Below are 22962 nucleotides of genomic sequence, written 5' to 3'. Positions count from 1 at the left end.
TTATGAAATGCCTCACAAAAAGCAGGGGAGCGGTAGGGTGGTGCAGAATATGAAAAGGTCGCCATTCATGGCGACCTTACGGGTGCGTCTTTTCATTCGGTCGCCATGAATGGCGACCCTACACCTGTAGGGTGCGCATTTATGCGCACCGTGTTAACAAACGCACCAACCCAGATGACGCATTGATGGGCGCACGGCAGAACTCAACCGCGTGCTGCGCGCCAGTACTCAATCAGGCGCAGATAATTGCCTTTCACCGTTTCAATCAGCGCCTGGTCATCCAGCTCGCCCTGCAACCACTGGCGTGAAGGCTGGCCAAAGATGGTGCGACCCACGGCAAACCCTTTCACCCACGGAGCCTGAGCGGCGGCGGCGAAACCGGCTTTCAGTTTCTCTTCCGGCGCGTCGAGGCCCAGCAGCAGAATGCCGCGGCAGTGCGGGTCCTGCTGTTCGATCAGGGCGCTGATCGCCTGCCAGCTCTCCGCCGACAGCGGTGGCAGTTTCCACCAGTCTGGCTGGATGCCGAGGCTGTAGAAATGACTCAGCATTTCAATGTAGTAGGCTTCATTGCGGTCCGGATTGCTCTCCGGCAGAATCACTTCCAGCAGCAGCTCGTGCCCGCTCTTATTACACCCTTTCCACACGTCCAGAATCAGATCGTCCTGCTCTTTCCGCAATTCTGCGCTGTCGTGCGGATGGTAGAACACCAGGCATTTCACCACATGCTCCTGCGGCCAGTCGATCAGCTGAGAGCCGATGTTGCCATGCTCCAGACGCAGCGGGCGTGAACTCGGCAGCTCGATAGGGCGACCAATCCACCAGCCTTTACCGGTGATGGCGTTGAGCGCTTTCTGGCCATAGGTGGTGTCGGCCAGGATGCCGCTCTTACCGTCGAGACCCGCCTGCTGTGCGGCTTCTTCCGCCGCTTTCAGCAGCAGCAATTTGAGCTGTGGAATGCGGCTCTCATCCACTCCGGCTTCACGCGCCATATCGGCGAGCTGCTTACGGTGGTCAAAGGCGAACACGTTCAGTTCCGGCCACTGCTGTTTGCGCGTGGTGACGCGATGCAGATGGTTAAGGCGAGTGTCGCGATCCGGGCGTTTCACCGCTTTATCACGGCTGAGGAAGTCATCCAGTTCCTCTTTGGTCGGCATCGCCGGTGCGCAACCGTGGCGTGACACCACCAGCGCGCCGCAGGCGTTGGCATAGCGACAAGCCTGTTCCCAGCCTTCGTCGTTGAGCCAGCCGCGCAGCAGGCCAGACATAAAGGCATCGCCTGCGCCCAGCACGTTGAGCACTTCAACGCGCACGCCGCTTTGCAGTTTGGTCTGCTCCCAGCTATCCGGGATATCGCCTTCAAACACCACGCAGCCCAGCGGGCCGCGTTTACAAACCAGCGTGGCCTGGCTGGCCTGACGCACATTTTTCAGCGCTGTCAGGGTGTCAGTGCTGCCACCGGCAATATGAAACTCTTCTTCTGTTCCGACGATAAGATCGAAATAGTGAACCACTTCCTGTAGCTGTTTTGTTACCTGAGTCGACTCAATGAAACGCGTTTCACCGTCGCCGAGTGAGGTCAGGCCCCACAGCACCGGACGATAATCGATATCCAACGCGGTGCGCAGGCCGTTGCGTTTGGCGATATCCAGCGCTTTCAGCACCGCAGCACGGGTATCCGGGTGCGACAGATGCGTACCGGTTACCGCCACGGCACGTGAAGAGGTAATAAAGTCTTCATTAATATCTTCCGGCACCAGCCCCATATCGGCGCAGTTGTCGCGGTAGAAAATCAGCGGGAAGGTCTCTTCATCTTTAATACCGAGGATCACCAGGCCGGTCAGACGGTCTTTATCGGTAATCAGCCCTTCAGTGCTGCAACCGACGCACTGCAACTCTTCACGCAGAAAGCGACCATTATGTTCGTCCCCTACGCGCGCCAGCATGGCGGATTTCAGGCCCTGAATGGCCGTGCCATACGCCACGTTGCCGGAAGATCCGCCCAGATATTTGGCGAAGGTACTCATGTCTTCCAGTCGTGATCCAATTTGCTGACCGTAGAGGTCGACGGCGATGCGTCCAATACAGATCACATCAAGCCGCTTCTGTTGTGTACTCATACCTATGGTTTCCTTCTGTGATAAGCAGACACTGCGGGCGCTATGCTTCCGGGTTCTCAAGGTGCCTGATTGGCTATGTTCGGAGTATGGGGAATAAAAATTCCAAATACAATATGAAATGAAATATCCGTCACGATTTTGTGAACCAGGTAAAACTCTGGAGAATGCCGCATCTGATGGGGGAGGAAACGCCGGGTTTCGCGGATGCTCTGGCTTGTGAGCCAGATCTCAGGAAATCCCTGAGAAATAAAGGAAGCTGCTGAAGTGAAATGAAATTTCGTTATACCCCCTGGATACTTACCTGCTGTTCCACTTTGCCCCACCGATGGCCTGCGTCTTAGTCCGTTTCATCGCTGAATTTGATCTCCATCGCAAAATGAAATGTTTCTTCTGTAATCGTATTTTATGGAAAAAATATTTGTTTATAATCGCCTCACGTTTCACTTATCCGCGGTCGCCATTTCCGGCGCGTAACGTTAACCGCGTTGTACCTGGTCCACAGGTACCAGCATGTAAAGGATGAGCATATGGGCACAATCAGATTGACTACGGCACAGGCGCTGGTGAAGTTTCTCGATAACCAGTATCTGGACGTGGATGGCGTTGAAAGCAAATTTGTAAAAGGTATTTTCGCCATTTTCGGTCACGGCAACGTGCTGGGGCTGGGACAGGCGCTGGAGCAGGACAGCGGCGATCTGGTGGTGCATCAGGGTCGTAACGAGCAGGGCATGGCACATGCGGCCATTGGCTTCGCCAAGCAGTCACTGCGCCGTCAGATTATTGCCTGTACCTCCTCGGTAGGACCGGGCGCGGCCAATATGATCACCGCCGCCGCCACGGCGACGGCCAACCGTATTCCTTTATTGCTGCTGCCGGGCGATGTGTTCGCCACGCGCCAGCCGGACCCGGTGCTGCAACAGATCGAGCAGAGCCACGATCTCAGCATCAGCACCAACGATGCATTCCGCGCCGTCAGTAAATACTGGGACCGCGTCAGCCGTCCGGAACAGCTGATGACCGCCTGCATTAACGCCCTGCGCGTGCTGACCGACCCGGCGGAAACCGGTGCGGTGACCATTTCGCTGCCGCAGGATGTGCAGGCGGAAGCCTGGGACTTCCCGGAATATTTCTTCCAGAAACGCGTTCATCGTCTGGATCGTCGTCTGCCGACCACGGCCCAGCTGGAAGATGCGCTGGCCCTGATTGCACGCAAACATAAACCGCTGATTGTCTGCGGTGGCGGCGTGAAATATTCCGAAGCGGGTGAGGCGCTGCGTAAATTCGCTGAACGTTTCAACATCCCGTTTGCGGAAACGCAGGCCGGTAAAGGCACTATCGTCTCGGATCATCCGCTGAACGTTGGCGGCGTTGGTGAAACCGGCTGCCTGGCAGCGAACCTGCTGGCGAAAGAGGCCGATCTGGTGATTGGCGTGGGCACGCGTTACACCGACTTTACCACCGCCTCGAAATGGATTTTCCAGAACCCGGATGTCAGCTATCTCAACATCAACGTCAACAACTTCGACAGCTACAAGCTGGACGCGGTGCAGCTGCTGGCGGATGCGCGCGAAGGTTTGACCGCGCTGGAAAATGGGTTGCAGGGCTTTGAAAACCACTGGGGCGGCCAGATCGATCAGGCGCAGAGCAAGCTGCTGAAAGAGACGCAGCGCGTATATGCGGCGACCTATAACACCGACGATTTCATCCCGGAAATCGCTGACCACATCGACCGTGAAGCGCTGTTTGCTGAGTTCGAGCGCCTGACGCAGTCGGTGCTGACACAGAGCAGCGTGCTGGGCACCTTAAACGAGCAGCTCCCAAAGGATGCGGTGATTGTGGCGGCAGCGGGCAGCCTGCCGGGCGACCTGCAACGCGTGTGGCGCACCAAAGATTACAACTCGTACCACGTTGAGTACGGATACTCCTGCATGGGTTATGAAGTGAATGCGGCGCTGGGTGTGAAGCTGGCGCAACCGCAGCGCGAAGTTTACGCGATGGTGGGTGACGGTTCCTTTATGATGCTGCACTCCGAGCTGGTTACCTCGATTCAGGAAGGGGCGAAAATCAACGTCGTCCTGCTGGATAACATGACCAACGGCTGTATCAACAACCTGCAAATGGAACACGGGATGGACAGCTTCACCACCGAGTTCCGCTTCCGTAACCCGGAAGGTGGCAAGCTGGATGGTGGCTTTGTGCCGGTGGATTTTGCGGCGATTGCGGGCGGCTACGGTTGTAAAACCTATCGCGTCACCACGCTGGAGCAGTTGAAAGCGGCGCTCATCGACGCGCAGAAGCAGACCGTTTCCACTCTGATCGACATTAAAGTGCTGCCAAAAACGATGGTGCACAAATACTTCAGCTGGTGGCACGTAGGTGTGGCGCAGGCCTCTACCTCCGAGCGCACCCAGCAGATCGCCGACGACCTTAACGCGCACATCAAACAAGCGCGTAAGTACTAACCTTCAGGCCGGATTTCTCCGGCCTTGTTTTACCCCTATCCGACTCTACAGGTGTAATTATGACGCTCAAACTCGGTGTTATTGGTACCGGTGCAATTGGTCAGGAACATATTCGTCGCTGCAACAATGTGTTGCAGGGCGCGAAGGTGGTGGCGGTCTCAGATATCAACGTTGAAGGGGCGCGTGCTGCGCTGCAACGTCTGAATATTGCGGCCGAGGTGTATCAGGATGGTCATCAGGTTATCAACTCGCCAGAGGTTGACGCCGTACTCGTGACCTCGTGGGACCCGACACACGAAGAGTTCACCCTGGCTGCCATTGCCGCCGGTAAGCCGGTGTTCTGTGAGAAGCCGCTGGCGCTGAGCGCCGAAGGCTGCCGTCGCATCGTCGACGCCGAGATCAAACAGGGCAAGCGTCTGGTGCAGGTCGGTTTTATGCGCCCGTACGATGCCGGTTACCGCGCACTGAAAAAAGTGATCACCGACGGTGAGATCGGCGAGCCGCTGATGCTGCACTGCGCGCACCGCAACCAGAGCGTCGGGGAAAACTACACCACCGATATGGCGATCACCAACACCCTGATTCACGAGCTGGATGTGCTGCGCTGGCTGACCGAAGACGACTACAAAACCGTGCAGGTTGTGTTCCCGCGTGTGACCTCGAAAACCCATGCGAAGCTGAAAGATCCGCAAATCGTGCTGTTCGAAACCCGGAAAGGCATCCGCATCGACGTGGAAATCTTTGTTAACTGCGCCTACGGCTACGACATCCAGTGCGAAGTGGTGGGGGAAGAGGGTATCGCGAAGCTGCCGGAACCGTCAGCGATTCAGATGCGTAAAAACGCCCGCCTTGGCAACGCCATCCTCACCGACTGGAAAGATCGCTTTATCGACGCGTACGACGTTGAGTTGCAGGCGTTTATCAATGATGTGAAAGCGGGCCAGCTGACCGGGCCTTCCGCGTGGGATGGCTTTGCGGCCTCCGTGGCGGCGGATGCCTGCCTGAAAGCGCAGAACAGCGGTGCCATCGAGCAGGTGGAAATGCCGCCACGTCCGACTTTCTACAACAAATAACCGAGAGCGTGCGCTACGTTCGGCATTAATCCACGGCGGCAGATTGCCCTGCCGCACTGAAATCAGGGACCTGACAATGAACAAAGACAATGTAAAACTGGCGATTGCGCCAATCGGCTGGACCAACGATGACATGCCGGAACTCGGCAGCGAAAACACCTTCCAGCAGACCGTGAGCGAAATGGCGCTGGCAGGCTTTAGCGGCAGTGAAGTGGGCAGCAAATACCCGCGCGATCCGGCCGTACTGAAGCCGATGCTGGATATTCGCGGCATTCAGATCTGCAACGCCTGGTTCAGCACCTTCTTCGCCAACGGCGACAAAGCGAAAACCATCGACGAATTCACCAATCATATGAACTTCCTGCACGCCATGGGCGCGCGCGTGATTGGCTGTTCCGAGCAGAGCAAAAGCATCCAGGGCACCACGCTGCCGGTGCTGGAGCAGAAGCCGATTTTCAGCGATGAAGAGTGGCGTCTGACGGTGGAAGGTTACAACGAGCTGGCGGAAATCGCGGCGAAGAAAGGTATGCGCGTCTCCCTGCATCATCATATGGGTACCGCTATCCAGACGCCGGCGGAGATCGACCGCTTTATGGAATCAACCAATGAGAATGTCGGCCTGCTGTACGACACCGGCCACATCTACTATTCCGAAGGCTCACAGCAGGCGATGCTGGACGTGCTGACCAAATACCTGCCGCGTATTTTCCACGTACACCTGAAAGATGTGCGCGACAGCGTGGTGGCGGAGGTGCGTGCGAACTCGCTGTCGTTCCTCGACGGCGTGAAGAAAGGCACCTTCACCGTTCCGGGCGACGGCGTGATTGATTTCAAACCGGTGTTCAAAATCCTCGACGATTTCGGCTACAAAGGCTGGATGGTGGTGGAAGCGGAACAGGATCCGGCGCTGGCTAACCCGTTCGAGTATGCGGTGAAAGCCCGTAAATATATTCGTGAGAATACCGGGCTGTAACGCCAGGCAGGCGCGATGAATTTGTCGCGGCGCGTGTGAAATAAAAAAGGCCGTTACCTTATTCAGGTTAACGGCCTTTTCTCTGGTTTAACGCCTTACGATGCCAGCGACAGCGTCGGTTTCTGGCGGTGGGTTGCCAGCCACTCGCTGATACGGGCCTTCTCGGCATCGTTCAGCCACATACCCTGTTTGGTACGACGCCAGATAGCATCGTCCAGCTCGCACACCCACTCGTGTTTCACCAGGTAACGCAGCTCGGCTTCGTAGAACTCGTGACCGAAGTTTTCACCCAGATCTTCAAGGCTCTGCGCGCCTTCCAGCAGCACTTCAGTGTTGCTGCCATAGGTGCGGGCAAAATGGCGGGCCATACCTTCGCTGATAAACGGATAGCGACGGCGCAGGCTGGCAGCATAATCTTCACGCGAACCGGCGATATTGCCGCCCGGCAGCACCGCGGTTTTGGTCCAGGCCGGACCTGCGTTCGGATAGTATTTCGCCAGTTTCTCCAGCGCGTGTTCCGCCAGCTTGCGATAGGTCGTCAGCTTACCGCCGAATACCGACAGCAGCGGCGCCTGGCCGTTATCGTCATGCACATCCAGCGTGTAATCACGCGTGATGGCCTGCGGTGAATCGGACTCGTCATCACACAGCGGGCGTACGCCGGAATAGGTCCAGACGATATCTTCGCTGGTCAGCTGTTTTTTGAAGTGCGCGTTGTACACCTTCAGCAGGTAGCTGATTTCGTTATCATCGATTTTCACCTCTTTCGGATCGCCTTTGTATTCGACGTCGGTGGTGCCGATGATGGAAAACTCATCCATCCACGGAATAACAAACACGATGCGATGATCTTCGTTCTGCAGAATATACGCCTGCTTTTCACGATGTACGCGCGGCACCACGATGTGGCTGCCTTTGATCAGGCGGATGCCGTACGGTGATTTCAGCTTCAGGCCGTCGTCGAAGAACTGTTTTACCCACGGACCGGCAGCATTGACCAGGCCTTTGGCGCGCCAGGTGTAGGTTTTGCCGGTATCGATATCTTCGGCTTCCACCATCCACAAACCGCCTTCGCGCCAGGCGCGGGTGACACGGGTGCGGGTACGCACTTCGCCGCCCTGTTTCACCACTTCCTGGGCGTTGAGCACTACCATGCGCGCATCGTCCACCCAGCAATCTGAATATTCGAATCCGCGCGTGATCTCAGGCTTGAGGGCCGATTCTGCGCCAAAACGCAGGCCCTTACTGCTCGGCAGGCTGGTGCGTTTGCCGAGATGGTCGTACATAAACAGGCCCATGCGGATCATCCACGCCGGGCGTAAATGCGGGCGGTGCGGCAGACGGAAACGCATGGGGAAAGCAATGTGCGGTGCCATTTTCAGCAGCACTTCACGCTCCGCCAGCGCTTCGCCCACCAGGCGAAACTCGTAGTGTTCCAGGTAGCGCAGGCCGCCGTGGATCAGTTTAGAACTGGCAGAGGAGGTTGCACAGGCCAAATCCCGCGCCTCCAGCATTAACACTGACAGTCCGCGTCCTGCAGCGTCCACTGCAATGCCGGCACCGTTGATGCCGCCGCCGATAACGATCAGGTCTTTGGTTTCCACGTCATCTCCTCCGATGTTCGGAATAGTTCTCAAATGTTCGTTTTCGAGCATAATAATAATCGGAAACCAACATTGATGCCAGTGGTTAACCCAATAAAAACATTTTTGCGTGATATAGCTAACATTCCGGCACGAAAAAAAACACTAAGCCACACCCTTTGTCAGGTTATGGCGCTGGCAACTCAGGGTAAACTAAGCGCCAATTGTGACGAAGCGATGAGAGACACCACCATGGAAACCTTCGAATGTATTAACGTCCTACAGGCTCAGGAGCATCTGGCACAAGGTGCGCAGCTGGTGGACATCCGCGACCCGCAGAGCTTTGCCCTGGGCCATGCCGCAGGCGCGCAGCATCTGTCTAATGACAACCTTGCAGACTTTATCGCTCAGGCCAGTCATGACCTGCCGGTGCTGGTGATGTGCTATCACGGCAACAGCAGCAAAGGTGCGGCGCAGTTCCTGCTGGGGCAGGGATTTAGCGCGGCATACAGTATTGATGGGGGGTTTGACGCCTGGCGCGCGGCGTTCCCGGCTCAGGTCGCTACTGGCACGCTTTGAGCCACTCGATAAAAGGAAGGAGAGCACCGCATGATGCGCATTACCCAGTTCAATAATCCGCGCATGGCCCAGGCATTTGTGGACTATATGGCTGCGCGCGGCGTCAGTCTGACGATTGAACGCGAAAGCCATTTTGTCATCCTGCTGGAAGATGAAAGCAAACTGGATATGGTCGAAAACGAACTCGCGCAGTTCGTTCGCGACCCGAATCACCCACGTTATCAGGCCGCCAGCTGGCACACTGGCAGCACCCAGAGCGGCCTGCGCTATGAGCGCAGCAATATCTGGGCGAACATTCGCGAACGCGCGGGTCCGCTCACCATGACGATGATGATTGTCTGCGTGGCGGTGTTCATTCTGATGCAGATTGTCGGTGATGAAACCGTGCTCGGCTGGCTGGCATGGCCGGATGGACCGGAGCAATATTTTCAGGTCTGGCGCTGGTTCAGCCACGCGCTGCTGCATTTTTCACTGCTGCATATTCTGTTCAACCTGATGTGGTGGTGGTATCTCGGCGGCGCGGTGGAAAAACGTCTCGGTACCGGCAAACTGTTTGTGATCATGCTCATTTCCGCGCTTCTCACCGGCTGGATGCAGGCTAAATTCAGCGGCGTGCTGTTCGGCGGCCTGTCTGGCGTGGTGTACGCATTGATGGGTTATTGCTGGCTGCGTGGCGAGCGCGATCCCGAAAGTGGCATTTATCTCGAGCGCGGTCTTATCGGTTTCGCTATTGTGTGGTTGATTATTGGCTGGTACGGCGCGTTTGGCCTGTCGATCGCCAACGCCGCACACGTCACCGGCTTGCTGGTTGGGCTGGCGATGGCGTTTGTTGATACGCGCAAGCCGCTACGCCGCTAGCAGCAGAAGAACAAGAAAACGGCCTCCAGCCGTCAACAGGAGAGAGATGTGAAGCAGACGCAACGTCATGACGCCATTATCGATCTGGTCCGGCGTCAGGGATATGTCAGCACGGAAGAACTGGTGGATCACTTTGAGGTCAGCCCGCAAACTATCCGGCGCGATCTGAATGATCTGGCCGATCAGAATAAAATTCAGCGTCATCACGGCGGCGCTGCGCTGCCGTCCAGTTCGGAAAACACCGCGTGGCAGGATCGCAAAATGATGTGGTCGGCGGAAAAAGCGCGCATTGCCGAGCGCGTAGCCAGCCAGATCCCGGATGGGGCGACGCTGTTTATCGATATCGGCACCACACCGGAAGCGGTGGCGCACGCCCTGCTGAACCACAGTAACCTGCGCGTGGTGACCAACAATCTCAACGTGGCGACGCTGCTGATGGGGAAACCCGATTTTCGCGTCATCATCGCCGGTGGCGAGGTGCGCTCACGCGATGGCGGCATCATGGGCGAAGCGACCCTCGATTTCATTTCCCAGTTTCGTCTCGATTACGGCATTCTCGGTATCAGCGGCATTGATATGGATGGCTCGCTGCTGGAGTTTGACTACCATGAAGTCCGCACCAAACGCGCCATCATTGAGAACTCGCGTTGCGTGATGCTGGTGGTGGATCATTCGAAATTTGGCCGTAACGCGATGGTTAATCTGGGCAATATGAGCCTCATCGACTATCTCTACACCGACCTCACCCCGCCAGCCAGCGTGATGAAGGTGATTGAGCAGCACGAAGTTCAGCTCGAACTCTGCTAAATCCTCAGCCAGGCGGGCTTTTTTTCTCTCCCGCCTTGTTTTACTGTCGCTTTTTCCCCCGCTCCCGTCTTAACTTATCCATTCAGGCCATTTTCTGGCCGTGCGCTCCCCAATTTCGCTTCACCGTTACCGGACTCGGAAGGGATGGATATGTCGCAGCAAAAATTCAATAAAGCGCGTTTCGACGCCGCACTCACCCGTCAGTGGCAGCACCTTGGTCTTTCTTCCGCACAACAAATGACGCCGCACCAGTGGTGGCAGGCGCTGAGCGCTGCGCTGGCGGAGCTGTTGGCTGCCCAGCCGCCGCTGACGCCGCGCAAAGGCCAGCGGCACGTTAATTATCTGTCGATGGAATTTCTGATCGGTCGGCTGACTGGCAACAACCTGATGAACCTCGGCTGGTATGACGAGGTGCAGGCGGCGCTGGCAGAACATCAGCTCTCCCTGAGCGAGCTGCTGGAGGAGGAAGTCGATCCGGCGCTGGGTAACGGGGGGCTTGGGCGGCTGGCTGCCTGTTATATGGATTCGATGGCCACCGTTGGTCAGGCGGCGATGGGGCATGGCCTGAATTATCAATACGGCCTGTTTCGCCAGTCGTTTGGCGCGGGCCAGCAACAAGAAGCGCCGGATGACTGGCAGCGCGACAGCTACCCGTGGTTTCGCCATAACGCGGCGCAGGATGTGCAGGTTGGCATTGGCGGGACGGTGGAGAAAAGCGCAGACGGGCGGGCGCTCTGGCGGCCGGAGCTGCGGTTAAAGGGGGAAGCCTGGGATCTGCCGGTGGTGGGCTATCGCAACGGCGTGACGCTACCGCTGCGCCTGTGGAAGGCGACCAGTGATCACCCGTTCGATCTCACCCTGTTTAACGACGGCAAATTTCTCCAGTCCGAGCAGCCGGGTATTGAGGCGGCAAAACTGACCAAAGTGCTGTATCCCAACGATAACCATCAGGAGGGCAAACGCCTGCGCCTGATGCAGCAATATTTCCAGTGCGCCTGCGCGGTGGGCGATATTTTGCGCCGCCATCATCTGGCCGGGCGTTCGATACATGAATTGCCGGATTATGAGGTGATTCAGCTTAACGACACCCATCCCACCATCGCCATTCCTGAGATGCTGCGTCTGCTGCTGGATGAACATCAGCTGAGCTGGGAAGACGCCTGGCATATCACCAGTCGGGTGTTCGCCTACACCAACCACACGCTGATGCCGGAAGCGCTGGAGCGCTGGGACGAGCGGCTGGTGCGCAGTTTGCTGCCGCGCCATATGTTGATCATTCGCGAAATTAACCGCCGTCTGAAAAAGCAGGTACAGCGGCAGTGGCCGGATGATCGGGCGATGTGGCACAAACTGGCGGTGGTGGCGGATGGCCAGGTACGCATGGCGAATCTGTGCGTGGTGAGTGGTTTCGCCGTCAACGGCGTCGCGGCGCTGCACTCCGAGCTGGTGGTAAAAGATCTGTTCCCGGAGTATCACCAGCTGTGGCCGGAAAAATTCCACAACGTGACCAATGGCATCACGCCGCGCCGCTGGTTGCAGCAGTGCAATCCCCGTTTGTCGGCGCTGCTTTATGACACCTTGCAGGTGGAGTGGGCCAACGATCTTGAGGCGCTGAAAGCGCTGGAGCCGTTTGCGGCAAAAAAAGCCTTCCGGCAGAAATACCGCAAAATTAAGCAGGCCAACAAACAACAGCTGACGGAATACATTCGCCAGGTGACCGGCATTGAGGTGAATCCCGAGGCGCTGTTTGACGTGCAGATCAAACGCCTGCACGAATACAAACGGCAGCATCTCAGCCTGCTGCATATTCTGCATTGCTATCGTCAGCTGCGTGACGACCCGAACAATCCTGACTTTGTGCCGCGCGTGTTCCTGTTCGGCGCCAAGGCTGCGCCCGGTTATTACCTGGCGAAAAACATTATCTACGCCATCAACAAAGTGGCGGCAGTGGTGAACAACGACCCGAAAGTGGGCGACAAGCTGAAGGTGGTGTTTATCCCGGACTACCGCATCACCGCCGCCGAGCTGATGATTCCGGCGGCGGATCTCTCCGAACAGATTTCTACCGCCGGTTATGAAGCCTCCGGTACCGGCAATATGAAGCTGGCGCTGAACGGCGCGCTGACCATAGGCACGCTGGACGGGGCCAATGTGGAGATTGCTGCGGAGGTGGGTGAGGAGAATATCTTTATCTTCGGCAATACCGTGGATGAGGTCAAAGCGCTGAAGGCCGATGGTTATCACCCGAAAAAACTGCGGAAGGCCAATAAGCATCTCGACGGGCTGCTGAAAGATCTGGAGAAGGGCAAATTCAGCGATGGCGATAAACACGCCTTTGATCTGCTGCTCACCAGCCTGACGAAAAATGGCGATCCCTGGCTGGTGCTGGCCGATTTCGATGCCTATATCGCTGCGCAGCAGCAGGTGGAGGCGTTGTGGAAGGATCAGGAAGCCTGGACCAAAGCCGCGATCCTCAATACCGCGCGCACCGGGATTTTCAGTTCTGACCGATCGATTCGTGATTACCAGACGCGTATCTGGCAGGCAAAACGTTGATAGCCGGTCGGCCTAAATGCCGCCCCTCGGGCTGCGCATTTAGGCGCACCGGATCAACGTCCGCACCGTGATACAGGAGAAACGATGACGTTAAGCAAGCTGGATCAAGCCGCGCAGGCCGCCGGTATCGCGTTGCGTTTTATCAACGCCAAAGGCGAGCCGGAAACCATCAGTGATGAAACCAAGCAGGCGCTGCTGGAGGTGATGGACACACCGGCCGGGAAAACGCCACCGCTACCGCCGGTGCAGGTATTTGCCGGGCGCAGCAAACGCCAGCTGACGCCGCAGGGCAAAGGCGAATTTCACTGGCAGCTGATTTCCGAGCAGGGCAGCCGCTGGCAGGGCAGCGTGCAGGGCGGTGAGCCGCTGACGCTGCCGCCACGGCTGCCGCAGGGCTACCACCAGCTCACGCTGCGTAAGGGGCGTCAGCAATGGCAGACGCGCATCATCCTCGCACCGCGCCGTTGTTATCTGCCCGCTGCGCTGGAGCAGGGTGAAAAGCGCTGGGGCGCGCTGGTGCAGCTCTATACCCTGCGCTCCGACAACAACTGGGGCATTGGCGATTTTGGCGATCTGGAAAAGATGCTGGAACAGGTGGCGGCGCAGGGTGGCGATTTTGTCGGACTCAATCCGCTGCACGCGCTTTATCCCGCGCTGCCGGAGAGCGCCAGTCCTTACAGCCCGACCTCGCGCCGCTGGCTGAACGTGCTCTATATCGACGTCAGCCAGCTTGAGGATTTTCAACGCAGCGACGAGGCGCAGCGCTGGTGGAAGCTGGCGAAAACCCGGCGTGCGCTGGAAAAAGCCCGCGCCAGCGACTGGGTGGATTACAGCACGGTGGCCGAACTCAAGCTGCACGCGCTGCGCCTTGCCTGGCAGACCTTTCGCCAGCGCGATGTGCAGAATCAGGCGTATCAGGCATGGCAGCAGTTTGTCGTCGAAGGTGGCGAGCATCTGCGTTACCAGGCGGCTTATGACGGCGTGCAGACGGAACGGCGCAAAGGCGATCAACAGGAGTGGGGCTGGCCCGCGTGGCCGGAAGGCTGGCGCAACGCGCATTCGCCGGAGGTGCAGCAGTGGTGCGCCCGGCATGAGGACGAAATCCAGTTCCGCAGCTGGCTGCAATGGCTGGCGCAGCAGCAGTTTGCCCGCTGCTGGCAGCGTAGCCAGCAGCTGGGGATGACGGTGGGGTTATATCGCGATCTGGCGGTCGGCGTGGCGCAGGGCAGTGCCGAAACCTGGCAGGACCCGCAACTGTATAAGCTGCGCGCCTCAGTGGGCGCGCCACCGGATCGCCTCGGCCCGCTGGGACAAAACTGGGCGCTGCCGCCGCTCGATCCCCATGTGATGCGCGCGCGCGGCTACCAGCCGTTTATCGACCTGCTGCGCGCCAACATGCGTGATTGCGGCGCGTTGCGCATCGACCATGTAATGGGCCTGCTGCGGCTGTGGTGGATACCCTATGGCGAAACCGCCGACAAAGGCGCGTATGTCGCTTATCCGGTGCAGGATCTGCTGGCGATCCTCGCGCTGGAAAGCCAGCGCCATCGCTGCATGGTGATCGGCGAAGATCTCGGTACGGTGCCCAAAGAGATTGTCAGCCTGCTGCGTAACAGCGGCATCTTCTCCTGGAAGGTATTGTGGTTTGAGCAGCACGGCGACGAAAGCTACCGGCAGCCTGCGGAGTATCCACGCCAGTCAATCGCCAGCGCCAGTACCCATGACCTGCCCACGCTGGCCGGGTTCTGGCAGGCGGGCGATCTGCTGCTGGGCAACCAGCTCGGCCTGTATCCGGGTGAAAGCGTGCTGCAATCATTGCAGCAGCAGCGGGCAAAGCAGAAGCAGGCGTTGCTGGAGGCGCTGCATCAGGCGGGGGCGTTACCGGCGCGCAGCAGCAAACAGGCTGAAAAACTGGCGATGTCGTCCACGCTCAACCTGGCGATTCATCGTTTTCTTGCCGCGACTGACAGCGCGCTGCTTGGCCTGCAACCGGAGGACTGGCTGGGTATGACCTCGCCGGTCAATGTGCCGGGCACGGTCGAACAATATCCCAACTGGCGACGTAAGCTCAGCGTCACGCTGGAAGCGATGTTTGCGGATGAGGAGGTCAGGCGTTTGCTGAAAGCGGTATGCGCCGGGCGCAAGGGGAAATGATACGCGCGACAGCGTCGGGTCGCTGTCGCGCGCAGAGAATCAGTAGTAGGAGTGCTCGCCGCGCTGGTGCTCGGTGAGATCGCGCACGCCTTTCAGTTCAGGGAAGGCTGCCAGCAGCTCTTTCTCGATACCGTCTTTCAGCGTTACGTCAATCATCGAACAACCGTTGCAGCCGCCGCCGAATTGCAGAATGGCGTAACCGTCATCGGTGATTTCCATCAGTGTCACACGGCCACCGTGACCCGCCAGCTGGGGGTTAATCTGTGCCTGCAACAGATATTCCACGCGTTCGACCATCGGCGCGTCGTCAGAAACCTTACGCATTTTGGCGTTAGGCGCTTTCAGCGTCAGCTGGGAACCGAGGTTATCCGTCACGAAGTCGATTTCTGCGTCTTCGAGGTACGGTGCGCTCAGCTCGTCAACGTAGGCTGACAGTCTTTCAAACTTCAGCTCGGTATCGGTCGCTTCCACGGCATCAGGAGGGCAGTAAGAGACGCCGCACTCGGCGGTTGGCGTACCGGGATTAATAACGAATACGCGGATCTGGGTGCCATCTTCCTGTTTTGACAGAAGTTTTGAGAAGTGCTCTTGGGCAGCATCAGTAATACGGATCATGGCGATTGCTCAATAGTTGACTAATTTAGTTGGTTATAATACGCCCAACGCCGACGCTCTACAAGGTACGGCACAGGCATCCAATCTGTACGCTGGCCGCGCCTGCGGCCTGCAACATGCGGCTAATTTCGGCCACCGTACTGCCGGTGGTCACCACATCGTCGATGAGCAGGATATGACGCCCGCGCACCGGGATTTCAAGGCGAAACGCGCCGCGCAGATTGTTTTTCCGCGCGGCGGCGTTTAGCGCGTGCTGCACCGCAGCCTTGCGTACGCGCCGCACCCCTTCCACATATTCACACCCCAGCCAGCGCGCCAGCGGTTGCGCCAGCAGCGCCGCCTGATTATAGCCGCGCTGCCAGTGACGCTGCTGATGCAGCGGGACGCTGAGAATGATATCCGGACGCGGTAGCGCGTAGCGCCGACGCATGGTCAACCACTTTAGCAAAAGCAGCCGCGCCAGCATCACCCTGAGTGCGGTGGCACGGGAAAACTTCAGCTGCTGCACCCAGTGGCTGAGCGGCGGCTGATAGTCTCCGACGCAAATCAGCTGCTGCCACGGCGGGGGGCGTTGCAGACAGCGGCCACAAGGCCTGGCGGCACGGGCGGGCAGGCCGCAGCGTGGACAGAGTTCGGGCAGCGCGGGTAACTGGCGCGCACAGCGGCAACAGAGGCCGTGCCGGGCCAGCTGGAGCGGCAGACGGCATAGCCAACACAGGGCAGGGATTGATAGCATAGCGACCTCCTTTTCACTTTCAGGATAATAACGGATGAGTTCGCTTTACTGGCACACCACTGGCACAGGCGATCGCGATCTTGTGCTGCTGCACGGCTGGGGATTGAATGCCGAAGTGTGGCAAAACATCGTTCCGCGACTCAGCGCGCATTTTCGCCTGCATCTGGTCGATCTGCCGGGCTTTGGCCGCAGCAGCGGCTATGGCGCGCTGACGCTGGCGGAAATGGCGCAGCAGCTGGAAGCGCATCTGCCCGCGCGCAGCCTGTTGCTCGGCTGGTCGCTGGGCGGCCTGGTCGCCAGTCAGCTGGCGTTAACCCACCCGGAACGCGTGAGCGGGCTGATCACGGTGGCCTCCTCGCCCTGTTTCACCGCACGCGATGGCTGGCCGGGCATCAAACCGGCCACGCTGGAAGGGTTTCAGCAGCAGTTAAGTCACGATTTTCAGCGCACGGTGGAACGCTTTCTGGCGTTGCAGACGCTGGGCACCGAAAACGCGCGCCAGGATGCTCGTCAGCTGAAAGACGTGGTGTTGTCGCAGCCAATGCCGTCGGTCGCGGTGCTGGAAGGCGGGCTGGAAATCCTGCGTCAGGTGGATTTACGTGTGCCGCTGGATGCGCTCGCGCTGCCGTTTTTACGCCTGTATGGCTATCTTGATGGCCTGGTGCCGCGCCGCGTGGCAGACGAGCTGGATACGCGCTGGCCGCACTCGCCATCGGTGGTGATTGAGAAAGCCGCTCACGCCCCTTTTATCTCCCATCCTGATGCGTTTTGTCAGACTATTCTGGACTTTAGTCACGCTCTCCCGCGCTAAACCTGGGTGCACAGTGGAAATTCCCCCGGAAAGGTCAATACTTTCCAGGGGAGCAGGCTGCTTTACCTCTGAAATGAATCTTCGGCATGGGGTGAATGGTCCCGGAGAGTTGATACGTTTTACGCCTGCTGCCATCCCGGATAATCCAATAATAAGTGAGGGTAATACTATGAAAATCATTAACATGGTTGTGGCAGCAGTGGTGATGGGAGCGGTCTCTTTTTCTGCGCTGGCAGCGAAAGAAGTCACCAAAAAAGAAGTGAAAGAAATGCATCTGAAGAAAATTGGTACGGTGCATACGACGGCGGAAACTACCTCGCCGATGGATGCAAAACATGAGCTGTCGAAACTGGCTGATGAAAAAGGCGGAAAATATTTTCTGGTGATTGCTGGCCGTGAACATGGCAAGTTCAGCGGCATTGCGGATGTTTATAAGTAATTAACCTCGTAGCCACATAAATTGCCAGCCAGCCAGTCTGACCGGCTGGCTGCCATCAATCGTCTCCCCGCTGATCAAATCATGAAAACGCCGCGCCTGCGGCAACGTCGCCTCAACCTCACGCCCGCTAAGATTAAACACGCAAAGCAACCCTTCCTCGCTGTCGGCCTTGTGGCGACGCAGCACCAGCAACGCGTTATCGCTGTCAAACAGCGTCATCGCATTGTCCGGATGGAAGGCGGGCTGGCGTGTACGCAGCTGGATCAGCGCGCTAAGGCGCTCAAATACCTGCTGACGCAGCGCATTGCCCCCGCTCAGCTGCTGTTCCATCTCGCGCAGGCTGTATTTTTCGCGATTGATGGCGCGGTTGTGCCCGGCGGCGCGCACCCCTTCGGTGTCGTTGCGTGAGCCGAGAATGCTTTGAATGTAGATGGCAGGCACGCCGGGAAACGCCAGCAGGATGGCATGGGCCAGCAGAAAACGGCGCAGCCGCGTGCTGTCGTCATCGTCCTGACGATTCAGCGCATCAAGATAGGTGACGTTGATTTCATACGGGCTGGTGGTGCCGTCCGGGTTGTTTTTGTAGGAGACCAGCGCGCCTTCCAGCGCCAGATCGCGCACCAGCGCGACAATCTCCACCTCGGATAAGATACCGCGCGCCGGATTGAGACCAATACCGTCATGCGAGGCGAGAAAGTTAAAAAAGGTGGTATCGCCGCTGCTTAAATCGAGCGAGCTGGCCCACTGACGCAGCGCGCGCCCGGAGCCGGAATGTATGGCATGGAGCACCAGCGGCGGCAGCGAGAACTGGTACACCATCTGCGCTTCGTCATGACCGTTGCCGAAGTAGCTGATGTTGTCTTTGTGCGGCACGTTGGTTTCGGTGACGATCACCGTGCCTGGCGCCACCACATTGGCGATGGCGCGGAACAGCTTCACCAGCTGATGGGTTTTCGGCAAATGGATGCAGTTGGTGCCCGGCGTTTTCCACATGTAGCCCACGGCATCGAGCCGCACATAGTCAGCCCCTTTCTTCAGATAATCGAGCAGCACGTTGACCATGCGAATCAGCACTTCGGGATTGGCGAAGTTGAGGTCGATTTGGTCAGCGCTGAAGGTGGTCCAGATATAACGCGTGGCGCCGTCGGCCATCTCAAACGGCGTCAGCAGCGGCGACGTGCGTGGACGCGTAACGCCGCTGAGATCGGTTGCCGGCGGCATACTGATGAAAAAGTTATCCCAGCCGGGGTCCTGCGCCAGAAAATGGCGAAACCACGCGCTGTGCGCCGACATGTGATTGCAGACAAAGTCGAACATCAGCCGCGTATGGGTATGCAGCGCCGCCACATCGTGCCAGTCGCCGCAAATCGGGTTTACCTGGTGATAATCGATAACCGAAAAACCATCGTCCGAGGAGTAGGGGAAAAACGGCAGCAGGTGGACCAGCGAAAAGGTGGCTTGCAGGTGTTGCTGATAAAAGCGGGAGAAGGTCGCCAGGGTTGGCACTTCCGGCTCGCGAAACTGGTCGGCATAGCTGATCAGCACCACGTCTTTTTCATCCCAGTGCGGTTTACGCGGGATTTTTACCGTATCACGCGCGGCGCGAATGTGGGAAAGCAGTCGCTCACGGGCTGCCATCGGCAGGGTGTCGGCATAAATTTCATCAAGTAAGGCGTTGATAATATCCATCAGGTCGCTGCGCCACGCGGAAGGTCATTTTTTCACACGGATTTTTTCAGCGTAGCTGGATGGGACGATTTATCAACCTGATGCGCGCGGTGACGGTGCCGCCACCGCGCATTTCACAGCGGGAAATTAGCGTTTTTTGCCGAAGGCAGCCGCCAGCGCATCGCCCATCGCGCTGTTACCCGGAGCCTGGCTGGCAGGCTTCGCCCGGCCTTTGCTGGCCTGCGCCGGACGTGCCGACTCTTTGCCTGCGCTACGGTTGCCGCCGCCGCGTGCGTTGCTTTCACCCGGCTGCTCGTCCAGACGCATGGTGAGCGCGATACGCTTACGTTGCAGATCAACTTCCATCACCTTCACTTTGACGATGTCGCCGGCTTTCACCACCTGATGCGGATCTTCAACAAATTTATCCGACAGCGATGAGATGTGAACCAGGCCGTCCTGATGCACGCCGATGTCCACAAAGGCACCAAAATTGGTGACGTTGGTGACCGCCCCTTCCAGCACCATCCCCGGCAGCAGGTCGTTGAGCGTTTCCACGCCTTCGGCAAACTGCGCGGTTTTGAACTCCGGACGGGGATCGCGACCCGGTTTTTCCAGCTCTTTGATGATGTCGGTGACGGTCGGCAGACCAAAACGCTCGTCGGTGAAATCACGCGGGCTGAGGTTGCGCAGGCCGCCCGAGTTGCCCATCAGTTCGCTGAGCGCCTGCTCGGTAGCCGCCAGAATGCGTTCAACCAGCGGATAGGCTTCCGGGTGGACGGTGGAGGCATCCAGCGGGTTGTCGCCGTGGTTGATGCGCAGGAAGCCCGCGCACTGCTCAAAGGCTTTCGGGCCGAGACGGCTGACTTTCAGCAGCTGTTGACGATTCTGGAAACGACCATGCTCGTCGCGCCAGCTGACAATGTTCTGCGCCATCATACGGGTCAGGCCCGCCACGCGGGTCAGCAACGCGACCGAGGCGGTGTTGAGATCGACACCCACGGCGTTAACGCAGTCTTCCACCACCGCATCCAGCTTCTTCGCCAGCTGGCTTTGGCTGACATCGTGCTGATACTGGCCCACGCCGATCGATTTCGGATCAATTTTCACCAGCTCGGCCAGCGGATCCTGCAAACGGCGGGCAATCGACACGGCGCCACGCAGCGACACGTCGAGATCCGGGAACTCCAGCGCAGCCAGTTCCGAAGCGGAATAGACCGAAGCACCGGCTTCGCTGACAATCACTTTTTGCGCTTTGATGTGCGGATATTGCTTCTGCACATCAAGGAAGAAACGTTCGGTTTCGCGTGATGCGGTGCCGTTACCAATCGCCACCAGTTCAACCTGATGTTTGGCGCACAGCGCAGCGACCGCCGTCGCCGCTTTTGCCGCCTGGCCGGTGTGCGGATAGATGGTGTCGGTCGCGACCAGCTTGCCGGTGGCATCGACCACCGCCACTTTCACGCCGGTACGCAGGCCGGGATCGAGGCCCATGGTGGAACGCATACCCGCCGGTGCGGCCATCAGCAGATCGTGCAGGTTGCGGGCAAACACGTTGATGGCTTCGTCTTCGGCGCGCTCGCGCACCGTGCCCATCAGTTCGGTTTCCAGATGCAGCAGCACCTTGATGCGCCACGTCCAGCTCACTACCGCCTTACGCCAGCTGTCGGCCGGTGCGTTGTTGAGACGCAGGTCCAGGTGGCTGGCAATCAGGGTTTCGCCGTGACTTTCACGCGGGGCTTCGTCAAATTGCGGGTCCGCATTCAGCGACAGTTGCAGCACGCCTTCGTTGCGGCCACGGAACATCGCCAGCGCACGGTGCGAGGGCACGCTGCTGAGCGCTTCGTGATGATCGAAGTAGTCGCGGAATTTCGCGCCTTCTTCCTCTTTTCCTTCCACCACGCGGGAAACCAGATGCGCGTTTTTCCACAGATAATCACGCACTTTGGCCAGCAGCGCGGCGTCTTCGGCAAAACGTTCCATCAGGATATAGCGCGCGCCATCGAGCGCGGCGCGGACATCGGCCACGCCTTTGTCGGCATCCACATAACCGGCGGCCAGCTGCTCAGGCTCGTGCGACGGGTCCTGCCATAGCGTGTCCGCCAGCGGCTCCAGGCCCGCTTCAATCGCGATTTGACCCCGTGTGCGGCGCTTCTGCTTATACGGCAGGTAGAGGTCTTCCAGCTCGGTTTTATTGAGGGTGCCGTTGATGGCGGTGGCGAGTTCGGGGGTAAGTTTGCCCTGATCGTCAATGGATTTCAGAATCGACTGGCGGCGTTCTTCAAGTTCACGCAGATAGCCGAGGCGGCTCTCCAGCTGACGCAGCTGGGTGTCGTCCAGCCCACCGGTGACTTCCTTACGGTAGCGTGCGATAAACGGCACGGTATTCCCTTCGTCAAGCAGGCGGATAGCGGCGTCAACCTGTTCGTCACGCGCCTTCAGCTCACTTGCGATAATCTGGCTCAGCGAATCTTTCATCATCAGTTCTGTCTTGCTTAAAGGGGGTTAAGAAACAGGGGACAGTTATACGGACTGAGGCTGCAAATTGCCAGCCGATGGCGGTGAATCCGTCATTTTCTGAATGCAGCGCGCACAACCCTGCGCATGGCTTGCTGATGGTCGACGCGTCGCTTATTGTTAGCCTCCTCAGGCCAGTAACAACGAGTTGACGCGATGAAAACCCAACTGATTACCCGCGAGGGCTATAACAAACTCCGTGCTGAGCACGATCATTTGTGGAATGAAAAGCGTCCGGAAATCACCAAAATTGTCTCCTGGGCCGCCAGCCTTGGCGATCGCTCGGAAAACGCCGATTACACTTACAACAAACGTCTGCTGCGACAAATCGATCGCCGGGTGCGCTATCTGCGGAAGTGTCTGGCGGAGCTGAAAATCGTCGATTACGCGCCCCAGCAGGAAGGGAAGGTGTTTTTCGGCGCCTGGGTGGAAGTGGAGAATGAGCAGGGCGAAGTGAAGCGCTTCCGCATTGTCGGCCCGGATGAGATCTACGGTGACGTGAAGGACTACATCTCGATTGATTCGCCGATGGCGCGCGCGTTGATCAAAAAAGAAGTGGATGACGAAGTGACGGTGAATACCCCGGAAGGGCAAAAGCTGTGGCTGGTGAATCGCATCGACTACGTGAAAGACGCGCAGTAAAAAAAGAGGCGGAGAATAATGGCTTTTGTAAGAAAGCCGGGGGCGACACTTATTCTCCGGTGGCGAAATGGGCTGGCGTGTAAAAGAGGGAAGGCGCCGCGTCCTGCCGCGCCTGAAATCGATTATTTACCTGGCGTTGTGGCCGTGGTGGTCGATGTTGAAGTGCCAGTGCCTTTATCGCCGCCGCCCGCGGTGGCTAACGCCACACCCAGCAGCGCCGCTACGGCACCCACACCAATGGCTTCTGAGTTACCTTGTGCGGTTGATGAGGCCTGGGCGCCGGCCGCTTCGCCAACGCTGGTGGCCGCCTGAACCTGGGTGAGACTGGCCACTACCAGCGCGCTCAGCAGAACTACGGTTTTTTTCATTTTC

18 protein-coding genes are annotated in these 22962 nt (G+C 58.2%); 11 read left to right on the top strand and 7 right to left on the bottom strand.

Annotation, left to right across the window (positions count from 1 at the left end; all coding sequences use genetic code 11):
* Window positions 1-203: 203 nt before the first annotated feature.
* Window positions 204-2117 (bottom strand): bifunctional 5-dehydro-2-deoxygluconokinase/5-dehydro-2-deoxyphosphogluconate aldolase, encoded by a 1914-nt coding sequence (locus AC6I8V_RS18755; RefSeq protein ID WP_497843675.1) that lies wholly within the window; start codon window positions 2115-2117, stop codon window positions 204-206.
* 527 nt (window positions 2118-2644) lie between these two features.
* Between AC6I8V_RS18755 and iolD the strand changes: the two genes are divergently transcribed.
* The 3 genes from iolD to iolE all read left to right on the top strand — a co-directional run bounded on the left by iolD (window position 2645) and on the right by iolE (window position 6625).
* A complete protein-coding gene (gene iolD / locus AC6I8V_RS18750; RefSeq protein WP_497843674.1) occupies window positions 2645-4579 on the top strand; it encodes a 3D-(3,5/4)-trihydroxycyclohexane-1,2-dione acylhydrolase (decyclizing) in 1935 nt (644 codons plus the stop codon).
* Between the two features lie 59 nt (window positions 4580-4638).
* Window positions 4639-5652: a bifunctional inositol 2-dehydrogenase/D-chiro-inositol 1-dehydrogenase gene (gene iolG, locus AC6I8V_RS18745; RefSeq protein WP_497843673.1), complete on the top strand. Its 1014-nt coding sequence runs from the start codon at window positions 4639-4641 to the stop codon at window positions 5650-5652.
* A gap of 76 nt (window positions 5653-5728) precedes the next feature.
* Window positions 5729-6625 carry a myo-inosose-2 dehydratase gene (gene iolE, locus AC6I8V_RS18740; RefSeq protein WP_497843672.1) on the top strand — a complete coding sequence of 299 codons (897 nt, stop codon included), beginning with the start codon at window positions 5729-5731 and terminating at the stop codon, window positions 6623-6625.
* Between the two features lie 95 nt (window positions 6626-6720).
* Here the strand turns inward: iolE and glpD are convergent, their stop codons facing one another.
* Window positions 6721-8229: a glycerol-3-phosphate dehydrogenase gene (glpD, locus tag AC6I8V_RS18735; protein ID WP_497843671.1), complete on the bottom strand. Its 1509-nt coding sequence runs from the start codon at window positions 8227-8229 to the stop codon at window positions 6721-6723.
* 231 nt (window positions 8230-8460) lie between these two features.
* On the opposite strand from glpD, the gene glpE reads away from it, so the two are divergent.
* The 5 genes from glpE to malQ all read left to right on the top strand — a co-directional run bounded on the left by glpE (window position 8461) and on the right by malQ (window position 15162).
* Complete coding sequence (glpE, locus tag AC6I8V_RS18730; protein WP_497845885.1) at window positions 8461-8787, top strand: thiosulfate sulfurtransferase GlpE; 327 nt, start codon at window positions 8461-8463, stop codon at window positions 8785-8787.
* A gap of 33 nt (window positions 8788-8820) precedes the next feature.
* Window positions 8821-9645, top strand: a complete 825-nt coding sequence (gene glpG, locus AC6I8V_RS18725) for a rhomboid family intramembrane serine protease GlpG (RefSeq protein ID WP_497845884.1) — start codon at window positions 8821-8823, stop codon at window positions 9643-9645.
* A 48-nt stretch (window positions 9646-9693) separates the two neighbouring features.
* The gene (locus AC6I8V_RS18720; protein WP_497843670.1) at window positions 9694-10452 is read left to right on the top strand and encodes a DeoR/GlpR family transcriptional regulator; all 759 of its coding nucleotides are present in this window, start codon (window positions 9694-9696) and stop codon (window positions 10450-10452) included.
* 150 nt (window positions 10453-10602) lie between these two features.
* Window positions 10603-13008 (top strand): maltodextrin phosphorylase, encoded by a 2406-nt coding sequence (malP, locus tag AC6I8V_RS18715; protein WP_497843669.1) that lies wholly within the window; start codon window positions 10603-10605, stop codon window positions 13006-13008.
* Window positions 13009-13092: 84 nt separating this feature from the next.
* Window positions 13093-15162: a 4-alpha-glucanotransferase gene (gene malQ, locus AC6I8V_RS18710; RefSeq protein WP_497843668.1), complete on the top strand. Its 2070-nt coding sequence runs from the start codon at window positions 13093-13095 to the stop codon at window positions 15160-15162.
* Window positions 15163-15201: 39 nt separating this feature from the next.
* On the opposite strand, the gene nfuA is transcribed toward malQ, so the two are convergent.
* The gene (nfuA, locus tag AC6I8V_RS18705; protein WP_497843667.1) at window positions 15202-15777 is read right to left on the bottom strand and encodes a Fe-S biogenesis protein NfuA; all 576 of its coding nucleotides are present in this window, start codon (window positions 15775-15777) and stop codon (window positions 15202-15204) included.
* A gap of 58 nt (window positions 15778-15835) precedes the next feature.
* On the bottom strand, window positions 15836-16513 hold the full coding sequence (gntX, locus tag AC6I8V_RS18700; RefSeq protein ID WP_497843666.1) for a DNA utilization protein GntX: 678 nt from the start codon (window positions 16511-16513) through the stop codon (window positions 15836-15838).
* A gap of 34 nt (window positions 16514-16547) precedes the next feature.
* Here gntX and bioH point away from each other — a divergent pair, with 34 nt between their 5' ends.
* Both bioH and AC6I8V_RS18690 read left to right on the top strand, forming a co-directional pair.
* Entirely contained in the window at window positions 16548-17324 is a 777-nt protein-coding gene (gene bioH, locus AC6I8V_RS18695) for a pimeloyl-ACP methyl ester esterase BioH (RefSeq protein ID WP_497843665.1), read from the top strand.
* 169 nt (window positions 17325-17493) lie between these two features.
* Window positions 17494-17763, top strand: a complete 270-nt coding sequence (locus AC6I8V_RS18690) for a YdgH/BhsA/McbA family protein (protein ID WP_497845883.1) — start codon at window positions 17494-17496, stop codon at window positions 17761-17763.
* Here AC6I8V_RS18690 and AC6I8V_RS18685 read toward each other — a convergent pair whose 3' ends face one another.
* Window positions 17764-19452, bottom strand: coding sequence for an alpha-amylase family glycosyl hydrolase (locus AC6I8V_RS18685; RefSeq protein WP_497843664.1), 1689 nt, complete (start codon window positions 19450-19452; stop codon window positions 17764-17766). It lies immediately after the preceding gene.
* 126 nt (window positions 19453-19578) lie between these two features.
* Entirely contained in the window at window positions 19579-21909 is a 2331-nt protein-coding gene (locus AC6I8V_RS18680) for a Tex family protein (protein WP_497845882.1), read from the bottom strand.
* Window positions 21910-22104: 195 nt separating this feature from the next.
* Here AC6I8V_RS18680 and greB point away from each other — a divergent pair, with 195 nt between their 5' ends.
* Window positions 22105-22590 (top strand): transcription elongation factor GreB, encoded by a 486-nt coding sequence (gene greB / locus AC6I8V_RS18675; RefSeq protein ID WP_497843663.1) that lies wholly within the window; start codon window positions 22105-22107, stop codon window positions 22588-22590.
* 122 nt (window positions 22591-22712) lie between these two features.
* Here the strand turns inward: greB and yjbE are convergent, their stop codons facing one another.
* Window positions 22713-22958: an exopolysaccharide production protein YjbE gene (gene yjbE, locus AC6I8V_RS18670; protein ID WP_497843662.1), complete on the bottom strand. Its 246-nt coding sequence runs from the start codon at window positions 22956-22958 to the stop codon at window positions 22713-22715.
* Between the last annotated feature and the right edge of the window lie 4 nt (window positions 22959-22962).

The organism is Pantoea sp. X-Soil-TKNS-1207, assembly GCF_059730485.1.
Note: the sequence above shows the minus strand (reverse complement) of the source record. Positions and strands in the feature narration are given on the sequence as shown.

Coding starts and splice junctions, on each gene's coding strand:
- glpE (WP_497845885.1), top strand. CDS start 8,461: ATGGAAACCTTCGAATGTATTAACGTCCTACAGGCTCAGGAGCATCTG.
- iolE (WP_497843672.1), top strand. CDS start 5,729: ATGAACAAAGACAATGTAAAACTGGCGATTGCGCCAATCGGCTGGACC.
- glpG (WP_497845884.1), top strand. CDS start 8,821: ATGCGCATTACCCAGTTCAATAATCCGCGCATGGCCCAGGCATTTGTG.
- AC6I8V_RS18690 (WP_497845883.1), top strand. CDS start 17,494: ATGAAAATCATTAACATGGTTGTGGCAGCAGTGGTGATGGGAGCGGTC.
- bioH (WP_497843665.1), top strand. CDS start 16,548: ATGAGTTCGCTTTACTGGCACACCACTGGCACAGGCGATCGCGATCTT.
- greB (WP_497843663.1), top strand. CDS start 22,105: ATGAAAACCCAACTGATTACCCGCGAGGGCTATAACAAACTCCGTGCT.
- yjbE (WP_497843662.1), bottom strand. CDS start 22,958: ATGAAAAAAACCGTAGTTCTGCTGAGCGCGCTGGTAGTGGCCAGTCTC.
- nfuA (WP_497843667.1), bottom strand. CDS start 15,777: ATGATCCGTATTACTGATGCTGCCCAAGAGCACTTCTCAAAACTTCTG.
- iolG (WP_497843673.1), top strand. CDS start 4,639: ATGACGCTCAAACTCGGTGTTATTGGTACCGGTGCAATTGGTCAGGAA.
- AC6I8V_RS18755 (WP_497843675.1), bottom strand. CDS start 2,117: ATGAGTACACAACAGAAGCGGCTTGATGTGATCTGTATTGGACGCATC.
- malP (WP_497843669.1), top strand. CDS start 10,603: ATGTCGCAGCAAAAATTCAATAAAGCGCGTTTCGACGCCGCACTCACC.
- AC6I8V_RS18680 (WP_497845882.1), bottom strand. CDS start 21,909: ATGAAAGATTCGCTGAGCCAGATTATCGCAAGTGAGCTGAAGGCGCGT.
- AC6I8V_RS18685 (WP_497843664.1), bottom strand. CDS start 19,452: ATGGATATTATCAACGCCTTACTTGATGAAATTTATGCCGACACCCTG.
- gntX (WP_497843666.1), bottom strand. CDS start 16,513: ATGCTATCAATCCCTGCCCTGTGTTGGCTATGCCGTCTGCCGCTCCAG.
- malQ (WP_497843668.1), top strand. CDS start 13,093: ATGACGTTAAGCAAGCTGGATCAAGCCGCGCAGGCCGCCGGTATCGCG.
- iolD (WP_497843674.1), top strand. CDS start 2,645: ATGGGCACAATCAGATTGACTACGGCACAGGCGCTGGTGAAGTTTCTC.